General features: G+C 55.1%; 18 protein-coding genes. 8 read left to right on the top strand and 10 right to left on the bottom strand.

Going from position 1 to position 19263, the window contains the following annotated elements; translation table 11 throughout:
- Positions 1 to 117: 117 nt before the first annotated feature.
- On the top strand, positions 118 to 1128 hold the full coding sequence (locus JYB85_RS08245) for a D-alanine--D-alanine ligase (RefSeq protein ID WP_207381797.1): 1011 nt from the start codon (positions 118 to 120) through the stop codon (positions 1126 to 1128).
- Positions 1129 to 1617: 489 nt separating this feature from the next.
- Here JYB85_RS08245 and JYB85_RS08240 read toward each other — a convergent pair whose 3' ends face one another.
- The 6 genes from JYB85_RS08240 to dapA form a co-directional block, all read right to left on the bottom strand.
- Positions 1618 to 1911: a YciI-like protein gene (locus JYB85_RS08240; RefSeq protein ID WP_207381796.1), complete on the bottom strand. Its 294-nt coding sequence runs from the start codon at positions 1909 to 1911 to the stop codon at positions 1618 to 1620.
- 17 nt (positions 1912 to 1928) lie between these two features.
- Complete coding sequence (locus JYB85_RS08235; RefSeq protein WP_207381795.1) at positions 1929 to 2165, bottom strand: ribosomal protein L7/L12; 237 nt, start codon at positions 2163 to 2165, stop codon at positions 1929 to 1931.
- 103 nt (positions 2166 to 2268) lie between these two features.
- Complete coding sequence (locus tag JYB85_RS08230) at positions 2269 to 5370, bottom strand: efflux RND transporter permease subunit (protein WP_207381794.1); 3102 nt, start codon at positions 5368 to 5370, stop codon at positions 2269 to 2271.
- Positions 5367 to 6452 (bottom strand): efflux RND transporter periplasmic adaptor subunit, encoded by a 1086-nt coding sequence (locus tag JYB85_RS08225; protein WP_207381793.1) that lies wholly within the window; start codon positions 6450 to 6452, stop codon positions 5367 to 5369. Before JYB85_RS08225 ends, JYB85_RS08230 begins: the two co-directional genes overlap by 4 nt.
- A 237-nt stretch (positions 6453 to 6689) precedes the next feature.
- A complete protein-coding gene (gene bamC / locus JYB85_RS08220; protein ID WP_207381792.1) occupies positions 6690 to 7784 on the bottom strand; it encodes an outer membrane protein assembly factor BamC in 1095 nt (364 codons plus the stop codon).
- Positions 7785 to 7790: 6 nt separating this feature from the next.
- Positions 7791 to 8672 carry a 4-hydroxy-tetrahydrodipicolinate synthase gene (dapA, locus tag JYB85_RS08215; RefSeq protein WP_207381791.1) on the bottom strand — a complete coding sequence of 294 codons (882 nt, stop codon included), beginning with the start codon at positions 8670 to 8672 and terminating at the stop codon, positions 7791 to 7793.
- Between the two features lie 170 nt (positions 8673 to 8842).
- Between dapA and JYB85_RS08210 the strand changes: the two genes are divergently transcribed.
- Positions 8843 to 9382 carry a glycine cleavage system protein R gene (locus JYB85_RS08210; protein WP_207322882.1) on the top strand — a complete coding sequence of 180 codons (540 nt, stop codon included), beginning with the start codon at positions 8843 to 8845 and terminating at the stop codon, positions 9380 to 9382.
- A 71-nt stretch (positions 9383 to 9453) separates the two neighbouring features.
- On the top strand, positions 9454 to 9915 hold the full coding sequence (gene bcp / locus JYB85_RS08205) for a thioredoxin-dependent thiol peroxidase (protein ID WP_207381790.1): 462 nt from the start codon (positions 9454 to 9456) through the stop codon (positions 9913 to 9915).
- 74 nt (positions 9916 to 9989) lie between these two features.
- Here bcp and JYB85_RS08200 read toward each other — a convergent pair whose 3' ends face one another.
- Positions 9990 to 11072, bottom strand: a complete 1083-nt coding sequence (locus tag JYB85_RS08200; protein WP_207381789.1) for an AI-2E family transporter — start codon at positions 11070 to 11072, stop codon at positions 9990 to 9992.
- Positions 11073 to 11117: 45 nt separating this feature from the next.
- Positions 11118 to 11345, bottom strand: a complete 228-nt coding sequence (locus JYB85_RS08195; protein WP_207381788.1) for a sulfurtransferase TusA family protein — start codon at positions 11343 to 11345, stop codon at positions 11118 to 11120.
- Positions 11346 to 11488: 143 nt separating this feature from the next.
- Between JYB85_RS08195 and bepA the strand changes: the two genes are divergently transcribed.
- From bepA to JYB85_RS08175, 4 genes are all read left to right on the top strand, one after another.
- Complete coding sequence (bepA, locus tag JYB85_RS08190) at positions 11489 to 12922, top strand: beta-barrel assembly-enhancing protease (protein WP_207382010.1); 1434 nt, start codon at positions 11489 to 11491, stop codon at positions 12920 to 12922.
- Between the two features lie 104 nt (positions 12923 to 13026).
- Positions 13027 to 13377 carry an arsenate reductase (glutaredoxin) gene (gene arsC, locus JYB85_RS08185; protein ID WP_207381787.1) on the top strand — a complete coding sequence of 117 codons (351 nt, stop codon included), beginning with the start codon at positions 13027 to 13029 and terminating at the stop codon, positions 13375 to 13377.
- An 11-nt stretch (positions 13378 to 13388) separates the two neighbouring features.
- Positions 13389 to 13763, top strand: coding sequence for a DUF2069 domain-containing protein (locus tag JYB85_RS08180; protein ID WP_207381786.1), 375 nt, complete (start codon positions 13389 to 13391; stop codon positions 13761 to 13763).
- Between the two features lie 194 nt (positions 13764 to 13957).
- Entirely contained in the window at positions 13958 to 15877 is a 1920-nt protein-coding gene (locus tag JYB85_RS08175) for a hypothetical protein (protein WP_207381785.1), read from the top strand.
- A gap of 71 nt (positions 15878 to 15948) precedes the next feature.
- On the opposite strand, the gene hda is transcribed toward JYB85_RS08175, so the two are convergent.
- Together hda and JYB85_RS08165 are read right to left on the bottom strand one after the other, a co-directional pair.
- Positions 15949 to 16659, bottom strand: coding sequence for a DnaA inactivator Hda (gene hda, locus JYB85_RS08170; RefSeq protein WP_207322875.1), 711 nt, complete (start codon positions 16657 to 16659; stop codon positions 15949 to 15951).
- Between the two features lie 92 nt (positions 16660 to 16751).
- Entirely contained in the window at positions 16752 to 17813 is a 1062-nt protein-coding gene (locus JYB85_RS08165; RefSeq protein WP_207381784.1) for a DUF2066 domain-containing protein, read from the bottom strand.
- A 186-nt stretch (positions 17814 to 17999) separates the two neighbouring features.
- Between JYB85_RS08165 and JYB85_RS08160 the strand changes: the two genes are divergently transcribed.
- On the top strand, positions 18000 to 19250 hold the full coding sequence (locus JYB85_RS08160) for a uracil-xanthine permease family protein (RefSeq protein WP_207381783.1): 1251 nt from the start codon (positions 18000 to 18002) through the stop codon (positions 19248 to 19250).
- The last annotated feature ends 13 nt before the right edge of the window (positions 19251 to 19263 follow it).

The following is a 19263-nucleotide window of genomic DNA, read 5'->3' as shown; positions in this document are numbered from 1 at the left end:
TGGCAAAGACGAGACAATTAGCGGCCCCCCTTGCGAGGTTGGCCGCCCCTCATTACACTGCTTGGCGCGGATGGCCCATTGCATCCTGGCCCCGCCCCAATTCATCACGGAGTGACAATGACTAAATACAACCTGGTGCTGCTCTGCGGCGGTGGTGGCAGCGAGCACGCCATCTCTTTGCTGTCGGCGGGCTATTTCGAGACCTGTCTGGCCAAGCTGGACAGATTCAACACCCTGTGGCTGGAATTGACCGCCGAGGGTCTGTACCGCACCAAGGACGGCAGCTATGTGGAGCTGACCAATAAACGGGAAATTCGGTTTACCGACGACAAGCAAGCCCCCTGGCCGGTGGACTATGTGATCCCCTGCATTCACGGCTACCCGGGTGAAACCGGCGATATTCAATCCTGGTTCAACCTTATCAACCTGCCCTATTTCGGCTGCACCTCAGAAGCCAGCAGCAACTGTTTCAACAAGATCACCGCCAAGATGTGGTTCAGCGCCCTTGGGATCCCCAATACGCCTTACCTGTTCCTCGGGGAATACAGCCCCGATGCCGTGGCAAGGGTCGAAGCCGCCTTCGATGACTGGGGCAGCGTCTTTATCAAGGCCGCCAGCCAGGGCTCGTCCGTTGGCTGCTTCCCGGCCAATAACAAGGCCGACATAGGGCCACTGTTGGCCAAGGCGTTCGAATACGCCCCCTATGTAGTCGTGGAAAAGACCATCAAGGCAAGGGAGCTCGAAATCGCCGTCTACGAATACCAGGGCGAAGTTATTGCGACCCGCCCTGGGGAAATCGTCTGTGCCGCCAATACCTTCTACAGCTTTGAAGAGAAATACGATGCCAAGAGCCAGGCAGTGACCCATGTGGAAGCCGGTAATGTCAGCGAAGACATCATTGCTGCCATGCGCGATTACGCCATCCGTGCCTTCAAGGGGCTGAAGCTGCGTCACCTGTCGCGTATCGACTTTTTCCTCACCGAAGACAACGAAATCCTGCTGAACGAGATCAATACCTTCCCGGGACTGACCCCTATCTCCATGTTCCCCAAGATGCTGGCCCACCACGGCCACGATTTTGCCAGCTATCTGCAGGACTGCATTCTCGCCGAGTTGGAACCGGCCTGATGCCAGGACAGCATGAAAAAAGCGCCCGTGGGCGCTTTTTTTGTTGTGCATTTTTATAACGCCTTGCTTGGATACTCTCGCTGCACGACAGACACATGGCGCAAGCCATGCCTGTCGGCGTATGCTTGAGCAATTTTCTATACGCCCTGTCACCAAACTTTTAAAGTTATCAACAAATACAGTATTGCTATGTTGCTGTATGAAATTACCGTTCCAAGCAAAGCTGATAAAGTTCGAGTTTTTTTATGAGAATTCGCCGTATGTAAAGTACCAAGGATCACAGTGGCGGGATAACTAAGAAGCAAGAAGCAGATACCCCAGTTTGTAACCTTAGACATTGAGTCAGGTGCATCGAAAAGAAAAACCGACATGTAGAGTGCAACAGGCCACAACAATACACTTATGCAAGAAAGCGCACATAATCCTAGGCACATAAAAGTAATTGGGTTTCCATACATTTCAAAAGACTCTAGGTGTGAAAAGGCGTTGTTAAGTTGTTTTATTAAGCAGGCTTCCCACTACCGTGGTCCATGGCCGCACCCGCCAACGGGTAATAAGTCCGTTTATCACATAGGGATCGGCCCTGGCAAAACGCTCCACCACCTCGGGGCTGTCAGCGTTAAACAGCAATATGGCACCATCGACGGGATCGGCCAAGGCACCTGCCAGCAGCAGCTCGCCACGGGCTTCGGCTGCCTTGGCATGGGCCAGATGCGGGGCGCGAAATTCTGTGCGCCTGGCCACGTAATCATCTATGACATCGTACATGAGTAAATAATGCATGCCGGTGCTCCAATACATCAGCTTAAATAGCGAAAAGCAAAATAGCCCAGCAGCACCAGGATAACCAGCAGCAGGAACACCATGGAACCGTTGCTGTCCGTTGGGATCTCAATACGGTTATCCCTGGCGTAACGTTCCACCTGCTCCTTGGCTTCCTTGAGCCCTATGCCCCTGAGCTCGCGCAATCGTTTGATGGCTTCTATCTTGCGACCACTCTTGATGGCCTGCACCACTTCCGGCTCCATGACGTCCATATCCGATCCCCTTGATTCAGCGATTAATAATCCAGAATAGTCCATGATGGGACTTGGATTCCATCGAAAAAACAAGAGCGCCTTGCGGCGCTCCTGTTTAAGGTTACTGCTGTCTTTGGGCCAACTCGCGCTCAAGCTGCTGGGCCACCTGATCCGGTGAACCTGAATGCCTGGCCAGCAAGGCATAGGCAACTGGCACCACCACCAGGGTAAAGAGGGTCGCCAGCATAATGCCTGACAACACCACCACGCCTATCACAAAGCGGGTCTCGGCACCGGCACCCTGGGCCATCACCAGGGGGATGGCGCCGGCGGCCGTGGTGATCCCCGTCATCAGAATGGGCCGCAGCCGTTGACAGGAGGCCTTTAACAACGCTTCCTGGAACGCTTCTCCCCTGTCCCTCAGCTGGTTGGCGAATTCCACGATAAGGATGCCGTTTTTCGTCGCCAGTCCCACCAGCATGATGATACCTATCTGGCTGTAGATATTGAGGCTTTGGCCGGTCAAATACAGGCCAATCAGCGCCCCCAGGGTTGCAAGTGGCACAGTCAGCATGATCACCATGGGGTGAATGTAACTTTCAAACTGGGCGGCCAAAACCAGGAACACCACCCCCAGCGCCAACATAAACACAAAATACATGGAGCTGCCGGATTCCTGATAATCCTGGGACTGGCCCTTGTAACTGATGTTGGCTTCCGCCGGCAGATAGGTGCGTGCCAGGGTATTGAGGTAGTCAAGGGCCTCGCCCAGGCTGTAACCGTCCGCCAGACTGGCTTCAATGGTGATGGAGCGCAGGCGGTTATAGCGGTTCAAACTGGAGGCGTCGGCAAACTCTTCCACACTCACCAAATTTGACAAGGGGATCAATTCCTTACTGCGATCGGAACGCACATAGATATTGGTCAAATCCCGGGCCGTGTTCTGGTTGTCGCGCTCACCTTCGATGATGACATCGTATTCCTCACCGTCACGCATAAAGTTGGTGACCAGGCGCGAGCCCAACATGGACTCCAGGGTACGTCCGATATGAGCGATGGAGACCCCGAGATCGGCGGCCCTGTCCCTGTCGATCACCACCCGCAGTTGCGGTTTGGTTTCCTTGTAGTCGTGGTCCAGCGCCAGCAGTTTGGGATTCTCGGCGGCCTTTTCCAAAATGATGTCCCGCCAACGGGCCAACTCTTCGTAGCTGGGACCACCGAGCACGAACTGCACCGGCTTACCTATGCCACGGCCAAAAGCCTGGCGCATGATGGGAAAGGCACGCACTCCGGCCAAATCCCCCAAACGACCACGGATATCATTGATGATCTCAAAGGCACTGCGGCGCTTACCCCAATCTTCAAGCACTATGATGGCCATACCGTTGGAGAAATCGGCACTGCGACCAAAGCCTCGGGGAGCACGGATCAGCAGACGTTTGATTTCGCCACTTTGCACCAGGGGCATCAACCTGTCTTCCACTTCATCCATGTAGGACTCTATGTACTCAAAGCTGGCGCCCTGGGGACCATTGACCATGAGGAACATGGATCCCCTGTCTTCCTGAGGGGCAAACTCCTGGGGAACCTGCTGCACCAGGGCCACACTGGCGCCAAGTGCAGCCAGCACTCCAATACTGACCAGCACCGGATGACCTATGGTACGCAGCAATACCCGGCGATAGAAAGCCTGCAGAGCGTCCATACCGGCATCCACCTTGCGCACCAGCCAGGTATCCTGGGACGCGGGTTTGAGCAGTTTGGAACACATCATGGGGCTGAGTGACAGCGCCAGCACGCTGGAGAAGATCACCGCCGCACTCATGGTGACGGCAAACTCCTTAAACAGCTTGCCCAGGTCCCCTTCCAGGAAGGTAATGGGCATGAATACCGCCACCAATACCGCAGTGGTGGCGATAACGGCAAAGGCCACCTCGCGGGCACCAAGGAAGGCCGCCACCAGCGGCGATTCCCCGTCCTCTATCCGGCGGTGGATGTTCTCCAGCATCACAATGGCGTCATCCACCACCATGCCGATGGCTAGGATCATTGCCAGCAGGGTCAAGAGGTTAATGGTATAACCCAGGGCATAGAGCACGATAAAGGTTCCCAGCAGCGATACGGGCACTGTCACCGCCGGGATCAACATGGCACGCACGCTGCCAAGGAACAGGTAAATCACTATGACCACCAGCACCATGGCGATAAACAGTGTCTGGTACACCTCGGCGATAGAGGCCTCGATAAATACCGAACTGTCATAGGAGCGCTTGATGGACATGCCGGCCGGCAGGGTCGGATTGATCTTGTCCACCAGGGCGTTAGCACCGCGGGCCACTTCCAGGGTATTGGCTGTAGATTGCTTGGTGACCCCCAGACCTATCATGGCCTCGCGGTTACCGCGGAACATGATCCTGTCTTCTTCTGAGCCGATTTCGACCCGGGCCACGTCCCCCAGTTTCACCAGGTAACCGTCATTCCCTTCAGCCAGCACCAGGTTGGCAAAATCCTCGGCGGTGCGGAAACTGCGCTCCAGGCGCACAGTAAAGTGGCGCTCCTTGGACTCGATGGAGCCCGCCGGCAGTTCCACGTTTTCGGAACGAAGCTTGGCTTCAATGTCACCCACGGTCAGATGGCGGGCTGCCAGGGCTTGCCTGTCGACCCAAATACGCATCGAATAAACCTTGCCACCGCCGATACGCATCATGGCGACGCCATCCAGGGCCGAGAATCGGTCCACCAGGTAACGGTTGGCATAGTCGGTCAGTTCCAGTGTGGTCATCTGATCCGACACCAGGTTGAGCCACATGATGACCTCGTCACCACCGTTGGCCTTTTGTACCTCCGGTGGATCCGCTTCCTCCGGCAGGTTGTTCAGCAAACCGGAAATGCGGTCGCGCACATCATTGGCGGCGGCCTCAATATCGCGACCGACATCGAACTCCAGGGTCACAGAGGAGCGGCCATCGCTGCTCGATGAGCTGATATGACGTATGCCTTCCACGCCGCTGACCCTGTCTTCCACCAACTGGGTAATGCGGCTCTCCACCACTGAGGCACTGGCGCCGCGGTAACTGGTGGAAATGGACACCACCGGCGGGTCAATGTTGGGGTATTCCCGCAGTGGCAGTTTGTCAAAGGACACCAGGCCAAAGGCGATAAGCAGCAGACTCAATACCGAGGCAAACACCGGCCGCTTAACGGACAGATCCGTCAGTCTCATGCGGCAGTCTCCCCATTGTCGTCATCGTGACGGCCAAAATGTTCTTCCTGTTCGGGTTTAACCTCATCACCGGGACGCACCTTGAGAATGCCGCGGATAATGATCTTTTCCCCCATTTCTATGCCGTCGGTCAGCTCCACCCAGCCGCGTTTGCGCAGCCCCACGGTGACCTGACGTTGTTCGACGCGGTTATCACCGTTGACCAGGTATACAAAATGCTTCTTCTGAATGGGGATAATCGCCGACTCCGGCACCAGCAGGGCTTCACGACTTTGCTTGATGAGCTTGACCTTCATCAGCATCCCGGGCAACAACTTGGCCTGGGGATTGGGAATTTCGGCCCGCACTGTTACGGCGCGGGTCGCGGGGTTGACCCGGCTGTCCACCGACAGCACCTTACCGATGAACAACTCACCAGGGTAAGCCACGGCACTGGCCTCGACATCTTTGCCGGGGATAAGATCGGTCAAAAAACGCTCCGGCACGGAAAAGTCCAGTTTAACGCTGGAGATATCGTCGAGGGTGGTAATGCTGGTACCCGGCGTCAGCAGTGCGCCATTGCTGATTTGTCTTAGGCCGAGTCTGCCGGCAAAGGGCGCCACTATGCGCCTGTCACGCAGCGCCGATTCGGCCTGATCCAGTTCCGCCTTGGCGGTGTCGATGGCGGTTTGCAATCTGTCACGTTCGGTTTCGGCCACTGTCTGGTTGGTGACCAGGGTACTGATGCGTTTCAGTTCCCGCTGATGATCGCTCACCTTGACCTTGGCCACAGTGACCTTGGCCCTCTGCTCAGCATCCTGCAGCTGCACCAGCAGTTCACCTTTGGCAACCAGATCGCCATCGTTGAAATTTACCGAGGCCACCACTTCGGTCACCTTGGCGGTGATATTGACCGATTCGTTGGCAAGCGTTGTGCCCAGCGCTTCCACCTCATCCCTTACTGCCTGCATGGCCGCGGTGGCCACCACCACGTTGGGTACAATCCGGGCGCGCTTGGCCTCGGGCCCTTTATTCTGTTGCAAATACTGGAAACCGGCCCAGGCCAGTCCTCCCAGTACCAGTACTGTGATTATTTTTTTCATCAGAATTCCAAAAACGTCAGGCGAATGATGGGTAATGCAAGCCGCACAAAAAGTATTGGGCGAAAGCTTAGTTTACCCGGGTGGAATCCGGCATCAATACGTTTTAATTAGGTTTTACTTTTACTTACAAATTACGAAGTAGCTTGACAGTCAGCCATTGCATGGCGGTTCACATTAAAATTCAGGCAATAAAAAACGGCGCCTTGGCGCCGTTTTCCCATATACCATTCGCCCGCATCAACGACGGCGCTTACGCTCTTCCTGCATCTGCTCGGAAATCACCTTGTAGATTTCAGTCATCTGCTCATCACTGAGGGGCTTATCTTCGCCGTCATGCATCCACAACTTGGTTTGCTCGCCGGCTTCTTTCGCCAATACGCGATATACCCCTTTCTCAAGCGGCAGCTTGGTGTCGCCCCACAGGGAACTCCAGAAGCCTGAGTCATCGGCATAGTTCACGTAGAACAAGCCTTTACTGGAATCCATTTCGGCGATTTCCAGCCCCAACTCGGGCAGAACCAGACGCAGACGGTTCCATACCTGCTTGAACGGCGCATTGGCCAACCAGTAGGCCGCCTCGGTTTCGCTGTCCTGCAGGGTCAATTCAATGCCCATGCTCTCCTGACGGCGCTTGGCTTCCAGCGCCTGTTCGCGCTTGATGCTCATGTAGGCGATGGAGCGGTTCAGCATATCAATGGTGTAGCGACGTTTGTCTTCACCACTGAGCGCCACATCGCGATTATCTCCCTGATAGGACTCTTCATGCTCCAGCAGGTTAATCACTATATTGCCGCTGCGACCGTGGGGACGGACTTCCACCAGGTATTGGTATCTCTGTCTGAGGCTGTAGACCTCGTCACTGCCCCAGAAACTGGAATCCAGCACTTCACTGCTTTCAATCCAATCGGTTTCCAATACGCCCTTGTCGTAATCCTCGGCGCTGATGCCAATCTGTTGCTGTGCCAGGAAGCCCTTGAGTGTTGCAAAGATTTCCTGCTTCAGATCCACATCGTTGTTGATGGACTCCACCACTATCTTGATGTTGTCGCTGCCCTCTTCCAAGCGGGTGCCTTCGGCCATCGGCAGCACCTGCAAAGGTGGTCTGATGTCCAGACTGCGGCCAACCAGTTCAGGGTTGGCCTTGTTGCCCAGCTGGGGCAAATCGTATTCATGACTGTACCTGGGCTGTTGCAGACCATCCGGGATCTTCAGGGCTTCGCCAGTGGCGGCCTGCAGATAAGTGTCGTCATCATTGGTTTGACGACGTTCCATCTGGCTGCTGCACGCGCTGACCGCAGCAATCATGATTAAGGGGGTAACTTTTTTAAGCATTAAGAATTAAACCTCTAAGCCGGCAGTTTGCATTGCTTCAAGCAACAGACCATGACAAGACTCAGAAAGTTCAGTCAAAGGCAGACGAATGTGACCATTACTGATCAATCCCATACGGTGGGTGGCCCATTTTACCGGGATCGGATTGGCTTCCATGAACAAGGTGCTGTAGAGACCACGCAGGGGCAAATCGGTGGCAAAAGAGCCCTCGCGATCGCCAGCCAGCGCCTGGGTACACATGGCTTTAAACTGGGCCGGAACTATGTTGTTGGCCACGGAAATGACCCCGTCACCGCCCAGCAGCAGAAATTCACGGGCGGTCGCATCATCACCGCTGTAAAGTTTGAACTTTTTGCTACACAGATGACGCAACATACCCACACGGGACAAATCGCCCGTGGCTTCCTTGATGCCGATGATGTTGTCAATCTGACTCAGCTCGGCAATGGTCTCGGGCTTCATATCAACCGCGGTACGGCCGGGAACATTGTACAGAATTTGCGGAATGTCGGTTGCCGCCGCCACTGCGGTGTAATGGGCAATCAGGCCCTTGGGCGTCGGTTTATTATAGTAGGGGGTCACACCCAACATCGCAGCCACACCTGTCTTGGCAAGCGCCTGGGTCAACTCAATCGCTTCGGCCGTGGCATTGGCACCGTTGCCGGCGATGACGGGGATGCGGCCGGCAGCAAAGGTCACTGTCTGGGCAACCACATTGACATGTTCTTTCATCGGCAAGGTTGCCGACTCGCCAGTGGTACCCACGGCCACTATGGCGTCTGTACCATTGTCGATATGAAATTCCACCAGGCGCTCAAGGCCGGCAAAATCCACTGAGCCATCACTGTTCATGGGCGTGATTAAGGCTACGATGCTTCCGTTTATCATCTGACTTCCCCTAGATTTCAGGATTCGCTATGGTACTGAGGCCTATGGGTTATGACAAGCATTTACGGGGATCTCAAACACAATTAGTTGTGGTAGCATTGCCCCGCGCAGCAACCGCTGCCGGCGCGCCGCGTCTGCGCCTGGAAAGATATGCAACAAGAGGAAGATACATGACCAACTATCTGGTCGTTACCGCCATGGGTTCAGATCGTCCCGGTATAGTCAGCAAGCTGGCAAGGCTCGCCAGTGATTGCGATTGTGACATAGTGGACAGCCGCATGGCCTTGTTTGGCAACGAATTCACTTTGATCATGATGCTGTCCGGCTCCTGGGCTGCCATCACCAAAATAGAAACCAGCCTGCCCAGCCTGTCGGTGGAGCTGGAACTGCTGACCGTGGTCAAGCGCACTTCCAAGCACACACCACAAAATTACATTTCCCGCATTGAAGTCAATTTCAACGGCAAGGACCAGCGCGGCACCATGAAGCGCATCACCCAGTTCCTGGCTGACCGTTCATTGGATTTGGCGGCAGTGCGTTCCCATGCGGAGGAAACTGCCTCAGGTGAGCAGATCCAGCACGTGTTCCTGGCAATCAATATTCCCGAAAAAGTGGAACTGGATAAGCTGGAAAAAAGCCTGCACGAACTGGCGGCCGAGATGTCGCTGGAGTGCATCATCAAGCGGATGCAGGGAATAGCAGCCCCCTGACAATAGCTCTCAGGATAAAGGGTTGCGCTCGAGATTTAGAGTAGCGCTCAGGATTACGAAACGGAGTTAATATGTCCCCATTACAAGCCGGTGCCAAGGCACCCGAATTCACCCTTAAAAATCAGGCCGGTGTCGACATTTCCCTGGCCCAATGCCTTAAGCAGGGCCCGGTACTGGTGTACTTCTACCCCAAGGCGTTGACGCCCGGTTGTACGGTACAGGCCTGTGGCCTGCGAGACAGCAAGGCCGAACTGGATGCCAAGGGTGTAACAGTGCTTGGCATCAGTCCAGACCCCGTTGCCAAGCTTGCCAAGTTTGAGCAAAAGCATGAACTTAACTTTCACCTGCTCAGCGATGAAGACCATGCGGTTGCCGATGCCTTCGGCGTTTGGGGTGAGAAGAAATTCATGGGCAAGGTCTACGACGGCATCCATCGCCTGAGCTTTCTGATCAACCAGGACGGCACGGTTCACACATTGCTGGACAAGTTCAAAACAAAAGACCACCACCAAGCCGTGCTGGCATTGCTGTGATATTTATTGATCAATAAACTTGTTGATAATGAATAAAAAAGGCCCTTAACGGGCCTTTTTTTATGGGTGAGAAATTAAATACCTTCACCTAAATCCATTTTGGCAGGAACAGACGCCGGCCAGGCATTGATAACCGCCTTCACCAGGGACGCCAGAGGAATGGCGAAAAATACCCCCCAGAAGCCCCATAAACCGCCAAAGACCAACACAGCAGCGATGATGATGACAGGGTGCAGATCCACCGCATCGGAGAAGAGCACGGGCACCAGCACATTGCCATCCAACGCCTGGATAATGCCATAACCCAACATCAGATAACCGAAGTCGGCATTGAATCCCCACTGGAAAAAACCCACCAGGGCAATGGGCAAGGTCACCAGGGTCGCCCCCACATAGGGGATCAACACGGAGAAGCCGGTCAACACGCCCAGCAGCGCCGAATAGCGCAGCCCCATCAGGGCAAAGAAGATATAGCTGGCGACACCGACGATAACAATCTCAATCACCTTGCCGCGAATATAGTTGAAGATCTGCTGATTCATCTCACTCCAGACCTTACGGGCCAGTTCCCTGTTGCTGGGGAAGAAGCGTTTGCTGCCGCGAATAAGTTGTTCCTTATCCTTCAGAAAAAAGAACACCAACAAGGGCACCAAAATGGCGTAAACCATGAGTACCAACAGGGACGCTGAGTAACCGAGCAGCTGTTTGCCTATGTCGAGTAAGTGTTGGGTATCCAACATGCGCTTGAGCTCCGACTGCAGGGTTTGCAGTTGCTCAGCATTGACAAACTGGGGGTACTTTTCCACCAAAGAGCCCAGATACAGCATGCCCTTGTCGAGCATATTCGGCAGTTCGCCAATAAGGGCCAGCCCCTGACGCCACAGGCTCGGGAACAGACCAAAGGCCATCATCAACACCAGGGCGATAAAGAGCACCAGTACCAGGGATGCGCCCGTGGTGCGATTAATACCTATGCGGCTCATTTGCGCCACGGGCCATTCCAACAGGAAGGCCAATACCAGTGCCACCAGCAAAGGCGCCAGCAGGCCACCACCGAAATAAATCAGTGCTGCCAGTCCCAGCAGAATAAACATCAGGGTGACAGCCTGGGGATCACTGAATCTGTCTTTATACCAGCGGGCTACAAAATCCAACATGCCTTATCGACCTCAAAAATAGGCCCCGGGGGGCAAAGATAGGGATTAACCTTGGGTTGTTTTGGTAACTATCAGGCTCAGGCTCTGCTCATCATCTTTGAGTATGGTCAGCACGTGGCCCTGGTTTTGAAAATAAGCGGGAACATCCCGCCGGGAACCGCTGTCCAACAGGGTAATTTGCAAACTGTCACCTATCGCCAGTGGCTTGAGTGCCATCTTGGCCTTGACCAACGCCAGGGGACAGCGCTGCGCGGTTAAATCAATAGAAACCATAATGAACTTGCCATGGATATCCCGGGGCCATTATCCTTGCTTGAAGGCTAAACCACAAGCCACAGTCCAAGGACAGCGTTCCGGATCACTGATTACTAAGGACACCTTTGCGTAGATTAATTCCAAGTCGTTTCCCCCGTGTCATGCTGACCGCTGCCACCACGGCCCTGTTGTCATTCGCTACCAGCCAAAGCTTTGCCAACAATGACTTACCTGATTTGGGTACCGCTGCGGTCAATACCTTCAGTCTGGAAAAGGAAATGCAGTACGGTGACGCCTATATGCGCGTCATACGCTCTTCAGCCCCCGTGCTCAACGATCCCGTACTGAGCCAGTACATCACTGAGCTTGGCAATAAGTTGGTTGCCCACGCCACCGGGGTAAAAACGCCGTTCTACTTCTTTATGCTGCGCAATGACGAAATCAACGCCTTTGCGTTTTTCGGTGGCCATGTGGGCGTGCATACCGGGCTGTTCCTCAACGCCGATAGCGAAAGCGAACTGGCCTCAGTGCTGGCACACGAAATTACCCACGTGACCCAGAGGCACCTGGCCAGAAGTCTGGAGGCTCAGGAGAAAACCGCCCCGGCGACCGTCGCGGGTATGTTGGGTGCCATACTGCTGACCATAGCAGCACCACAGGCGGGCATGGCAGCCCTGGCAACCACCCAGGCACTGGCCACTCAGGCTAAAATAAACTACACGCGTCAGCACGAAAAAGAGGCTGATCGTATCGGGATGCAAATTCTGGTGGATGCGGGCTTTGACCCTGAAGCAGCCGGAGATTTTTTCGGAAAACTCGCCAGTCGCTACCGTTTTACCACTACGCCACCGCAGATGCTTTTGACTCACCCCCTTCCCGAATCGCGCATCAGCGAGGCCCGAAATCGCGCCAATCAATACCCCCACAGATTTGTACCTGACAATCTCAATTACCAGCTGGCCAAGGCCAGGATCCAGGTGCGCTTTTCGAACTACAGCGATGAAATGGCCCTGTCTCTGTTCGAAAAGCAATTAAACCGCAACAGCTATGCGTTCGAAAGTGCCGCCCTTTACGGTAAGGCCCTGGCCCTGCTCAGACTGAAACGGGCAAAGGAAGCGGAAGTCATCATAGACAAGCTGCTGACGCGGGATGCCAACAATCTGTTTTATCTCGATACCAAGGCGGATCTGCTGCTGGAGCGAAAGGATTATGCCGGCGCCAAGGCGTTGCTGGAGCAACAACGCCAGCTCAAACCGACCTCTCAGGTCATTAACGCCAATCTGGCCAATGTCTATATTGAGGCCGGAGAAGCCGCCAAGGCCATCCCCGTGCTCGAAGACATGGTGTTCCTCGACAAGCAAAATCCCCTGCCCTATGAAATGATGACCCAGGTTTATCGCCAGACGGGTAATCAGGCACTGGAGCACTTTGCCAGCGCCGAATCCATGGCCTTGGCCGCGGATTACAAAGGCGCGGTCGACCAACTCAACTTTGCTTATCGCTTCACCAAGGACGATCCTCTGCAATTGGCGCGCATTGAAGCCAGGATCCGCCAATTCCGCGAAGCAGAAAAGGCACTTGATGCTTTGAAGTGACAGCGTCGAGCAGCTTTATCGCTGCACAGAAACCACCGGGGCGCCTGACGGCGCCTCACTTTTTTGCTATGATGCAACCACGTTAACTTTCAAGATCTTAACTTATGACTCAAGCGACTATTTTCCATAACCCCCGTTGCTCAAAAAGCCGCCAAACCCTGGAGCTGCTGCAACAACAGGGCGCGGAGATCACTGTAGTGGAGTACCTTAAAGACACTCCCAATGCCGAAGAGCTGACCCGGATCCTGTCCCTGCTTGGCCTGACGGCAAGGCAACTGATGCGCACCAAGGAAGAGGAATACCTGGCCCTGGGGTTGGACAATCCAGCTCTCACCGAGGCCGAGCTGATTGCCGCCATGGTCGCCACCCCCAAATTGATCGAACGTCCCGTGGTATTGGCCAACGGCCAAGCCGCCGTTGGACGGCCACCGGAAAATGTCCTGGCAATCCTTTGAGGGTAACAAGCATGGCTGAAAACACCCGACTGCTCCTGCTCATAAATCGCATAGGTTATCTCCTGCTGCTGCTGTTGCTTGGCTATTGGTTTTTGGTTAATGGTGCCGGTTATTCCATGGCCTTCAATGCCCTGTGGTTGGTGCCCTTGCTGCTGCCGCTGCCGGGGATCATGCAAGGGAAACCTTATACCCATGCCTGGGCCAGCTTTATTCTGTGCCTGTATCTGCTGCACGGCCTGACGCTTCTGTATGTGGCCGGCGACAAACTTTGGTTCGCCATCTTAGAGGTGGGGTTGTTGGCGCTGTTGTCGATTACCTTCCCCTTCTATGCCCGTCTGCGCGGGCGGGAATTGGGGCTGGGGTTAAAGAAGAAAACGAAGGAATAACTCTGCTGATGATCTGGGCGCCGCAAGGCGCCTTTTTCTTCTCTTGATCCCACCAATAGATTTCAAAGCCCTGCTCTTTTAGAATTTTTTCATTACAAACAAACACCTGAAGGCAATTGCCAAGCCAGGTTATCTGCATGCTATAGTGACGTTTGGGATGTTACATCAAGTTCACATTAGCCGGAGTTCAGCCGATGAAAAAGGCCAGCCTTCTTTCCTTTGCCAGCATGTTGATGTTAACCGCCTGTGGCGGAGGCAGCAGCGACGGGGGCGTTTCTCCCCCAATCCAGCCACCCGCCCCTGGGCTTAAAGCCTGTAGCAACGCGACCACGCTTAACCGGGTAGCCGCTGGTGGCGTCACTTTTGTTACCGAGCAAAACTACCGGGCGCAGCAACCTGCCATGATCTATGCCGATCTGGGCAAGGACAGCCAGGGGCTCAATTATCAATGGCGCCAGAGTTCAGGACCGCAACTGGAATTGGTGGCCAGCCATTCCCCGATACTGTCCTTTGTGCCGACAAGTGCCGGCAGCTATGAATTCGAGCTCAGCATCACAGGTCCCGGCACCTCGGTAACCGCCAGCGTAGCCATTAACGCCGATACAGATAACGCCAATCCGGTAAAGCTGAGGCAAGATCACCAGGTAACCAGCGGCAATGCCGTCAGCCTGAGGCTGGACAGGGTACAGGGGTCAACCCTGTCGGCCATTGATTGGTGTGCCAGCGGTGCAAACCTGAACGCGGATCTCAGCAACAACGAACGGCCCTTGTTTACCGCTCCAAGCGTCAGCCAGGATACCCTGGTGGAACTCAGGGCCAGCGGCAGCCATAACGGCATTGCCGGCAGCGACAGTGCCTGGGTATTGATAACCCGGGAAAGCAGCATCACCTCGGGTTATTTTGACTCTGCCCTGGCACGCACCTTCCCCTACCACAGCGACAGCCCCTGGGCCGCCGATCTCAAGGCCTGTACCTATTCCAATCAGTTAAACAGTTCCTGCAGCATCAGCCGCTTGCCTTTGCTTGGCCAAACAGCCAACGGTATGGACAAACAAGCGATACTCGACCGGGTGCTGGTATCCCATCAATGGATGGGGGATAACTTTGCCAGCTTCCTCGACACTGTTGATGCCAACAGCGACTTTGCTAACCTGCTGCAATCCGTTACCGCCGTGGTCATCAGTTACGATGTCAGGCCTTCCTTCTATTGGGTGGTCACCGGCGCGATATATCTGGACCCTGAAGATCTGTGGCTCACGCCACTGCAACGGGATACCATCAACGAGCAGCCGGATTACCGCAGCAACTTCGGTGCCGAGCTGAAGTTCCTGATGCCCTGGCGCTATGTCAAAGACAATGAATACGCGTCATCGATAGTGCCCCGTACCCAGAGAAGCGATCGCAGTTTGGACGAGCTGACACCGGATCTGGCCTCCTTGCTGTATCACGAGCTGGCCCACGCCAATGATTTCTTTCCCCGCAGTATCCACGGCAGCCTGGCGGGCCCCACCTTGCTTGATGACTACAATAAACGTGCCACCGCCAAGGCGTTAACCTCTGATAGACTCGCCGATTTATATCCCCTCGGCAGTGAAGAAATGCGCAGCCTGGCCAATGTCAGATTCCGTGGCCAGGCGGCCTCAGATACCCAAAAAGCCTATGTACCGGCCGATGTCAGCGGTTTTTTCAGCGGTGACATCGCCTCCGACTTTTACGCCTACTCCACCGAGCGGGAAGATGCGGCCATGGTGTTTGAAGAGCTGATGATGAACTATCGTCATGGGGTATTAAGGGACGTTGCCGTCACCGACAGCCCTGCCAATCCCACTGCCAGCACAGTGATAGTCGATTGGGGCCAGCGGGGCCGCATAGGCGATGATGCACTGGCGCAAAGGGCCGCCTTTGTGCTCGAAGGTATCTTCCCCCAATGGGATGGTACCGCGATCGTCGCTACCCTGCCCGCCCCCATTGCCATGCAATCCGGGCAAAGCTGGCTGGCCAATTTGACCATCAGCCCCCAGGGGGCCAACACCAGGGCGGCCGTCAGCGCCAAACCCGCTGCTGAAATACCGCTGCAATTCTCCGGCGACAGATATGCCAGGCCGAGAAACTAAGCCTGATCTGAATGCAAAAAGCCCGGAATATCCCGGGCTTTTTTGTTATAGCGCTCTTTAGAAATCAAGGATTAGAGGCGCAGCATTTCCTTGATAAAGGGAATGGTCAGCTTGCGTTGGTGCACCATGGATGCCTTATCGAGGCGGTCCAGTACGTCAAACAGGGTACGCAGATCCCGCGCCATCCGGTTCAGCAAAAAACGGCCCACGTCTTCCGGCAGTTGTAAGCCGCGCATCGCCGCCCTTCTTTGCAAGGCCGCCAGCTTTTCCTCATCCATCATAGGCTGTAGTTGGTAGGTCAGACCCCATTGCATTCTTGACAGCAGATCGGGCAGTTGGAATCCCGCTTCGGCCGGTGATGCACTGGCGCTGACCAAGAGGGCACATCGCTTGTGCTCCGCCACCCGGTTATACAAATCAAAGATGGCTTCTTCCCACAGAGGGTGGCCGGCAATGGCATCCACATCATCGATGCAGATGAGATCCAACTGTTCAAGTCCTTCAAGCAAGGCCGTTGAGATGGAAGCATGAATACCCAGCGGCAGATAAAAACTGCGGCGCTCATGCTCATTGGCGTAGGCACAGGCCGCATGCATCAGATGGGTGCGGCCTGATTTTCCGGGTCCCCAAAGGTACAGCGCTTGCTTGTCCTGACCGCTGGCAATGCCATGCAGGGCCTGGATCAGCTCATCGTTGCCGGCGGCAGGATAATAGCTGTTAAAGGTCTCGTCATCGGGGAGATGAACGGGCAAGGACAACTGCAATGGAGGGTGTTGGGACACTCGGTACTTCTCAATAATCTGGCTACTTGGCAAGGCACCCGTTCGGGCGCCCCGCGCAGTGTAACACAAGTGACTGGCGGGGAAAAACGCGGTTATTGACCACGCCACTGATAGGTGTTGGCCTGCTCTTCCTGAAGGCTGTCAAGCCGGCTAATCTTGCCTTCCAGATTCAGCAAACGATCCAGATCTTCTCTGGTGCCAAACAGTGACAGATTGAAAGTGACTTTGTCCGCCGCCATCTGCTTGAGCGAAACAGACTTTACCACCGATAGCTGACCAAGGAAGGCCTCTAGGGACACTAAATCGGCCAACTTATTGATCCCCACAAAGGTGAGTTCGCTTAATTGGGATTCACCCGTGCTGGTCACGGCATACTTTTCAACATAAAAGCCACTTAACAGGCTCAACAGGGCTGACATCGCCTGGTCTTCACTGGCCGCACTGCCCTGTTGGCTCAAGAGCGCCTGTGGCGGCAACGTCTCACCTTCGCGGGGTCTGGAGTACAGGTTCAATTGGTAATTCACCGTCTCTCCGGCTGCTTCCATATTGGCCAACACGAAAAAGTCCGATTGGTATCTGTTGGTCGCGGTCATAACCTCATCCACAAACATGCCCCGCACCGAATTGATCGACACCTGCATCAAGTCATCCAGGTCCATCAAGGGCAACAGCACAGGGATCCCCGCGTTTTCAGCCGCTTGCATCAGCAACTGCCGCTGCACGCTTTCCCCCTGATCGGCAAGCAGAGCCCGTTCGCCATCCCGCTCAACCACCAGCCACATCAGGGTCAAAGGGCGCTGTTTTCCCCATACAGGCAACTGGGCATCACGCAACAGGGAAACTATCCTGGCCTGATCGAAGCTGGCATGCACATAGAGTTGGCGCTCTTTTTCAAGGTAACCGTATTGTCTCAGCAAGGCCGATGCGCTGGACAGCTGCTGCCGGATAAGCGGGTGTTCCAGCACGGCCGCTGATCCGCTGTTCTTGACCAATACCCGGGCGAGCGCCTCACGTACCGCGCTGTCGCGTTCTGATGCCGAGCGAGATCCTACCTGAATATCAGCCTCGTCGAGCTTGGCGACTTCAACGGCCTGAGCCCCCTGCCAAGCCAGCAAAGAAATTAACAAACTGATGGATAAAAATTTGTTGCGCATCTAATGGTTCCGCCTGCATAGCGTCAGGACCCGATAAGGAAGCGGCAGTGTATCACAGCAAGCCCTGACCACTCAAAGGGCTGCGGGCTCCGGGAGCGAAGGGAACGGAGAAAAATCATGCTGTTGGCTTATCAAACATAATCAGCCTGTTACAATAGCGGTGCTACCCTCATATGGAATAACAATATGCAAAAAATCCTGCTTCCTCTGCAAGGCGCACAGATGCTGTTTGTCGCCTTCGGTGCCCTGGTACTGATGCCGCTGTTGACCGGCATGGACACCAGTGTCGCCCTGTTCACCGCCGGTATGGGCACCCTGCTGTTTCAGTGGGTAACCCGACGCCAGGTACCCGTATTTCTGGCCTCCAGCTTTGCCTTTATCGCCCCCATACTCTATTCGGTGCAAACCTGGGGACTGCCGTCGACCCTGGGGGGCCTGATGGCCGCGGGCGCAGTGTATCTGCTGCTCGCCTCAGTGGTTCGCATCAGAGGTGTGGGTTTTATTCATCGCTTGTTACCCCCCGTGGTCGTGGGGCCGGTGATCATCATCATTGGTCTGGGATTGGCACCTGTAGCGGTCAACATGGCGTTGGGCAAGAGCGGCGATGGCGCCCTGGTACTGGTGGCTCCGGATATCGCCCTGATAGTGTCCCTGGCGTCCCTGCTGACCACCATATTGGTGGCCATTTTCGCCAAGGGCTTGCTGAAACTGATGCCGATCCTCGCGGGTATTCTGGTGGGCTATGGTTTGAGTCTGGGATTTGGCATTGTCGACTTTGACAAGGTGATGACCGCAGCCTGGCTGGCACTGCCGAACTTTACCGCGCCTGAATTCAATTGGCACGCCATTGCCTTTATGATCCCGGTCGCCATTGCCCCCGCCGTGGAGCACATAGGTGACATACTGGCCATCTCCAATGTCACCGGAAAAGATTTTATGAAAAAACCCGGGCTGCACAGAACCCTGGCGGGCGATGGACTGGCCACCATGGCAGCGGCCGCATTCGGTGGACCACCAAATACCACCTATTCCGAGGTAACGGGTGCCGTGACCCTGACCCGCAACTTCAACCCCGTCATTATGACCTGGGCCGCCATCAGTGCCCTGCTGCTGGCGTTTGTGGGCAAACTGGGCGCTCTGATGCAAACCATTCCCGTACCTGTGATGGGTGGGATCATGTGCCTGCTGTTCGGCTCCATTGCCGCCGTCGGTCTCAATACCCTGATCCGTAACCGGGTCGATCTTGCCTGCCCGCGCAATCTGGCGATTGTGGGTGTCACCCTGGTATTCGGCATCGGCGGCATGGCATTTGGCATAGGGTCTTTCAGCCTGAGCGGTATCAGCCTGTGCGGTATAGTGGCCATCACAATGAACCTGCTTTTGCCCGCATCCCGCGCACCTCAGGATGAAGAACAGATAGAGGCAAGCGAGGCCTGAAACTAAAAAAGCC

It is taken from the genome of Shewanella sedimentimangrovi, from assembly GCF_017354965.1.
In the GTDB taxonomy this organism is placed as follows: domain Bacteria; phylum Pseudomonadota; class Gammaproteobacteria; order Enterobacterales; family Shewanellaceae; genus Shewanella; species Shewanella cyperi.
This window is presented reverse-complemented; position numbering and strand designations above follow the sequence as displayed.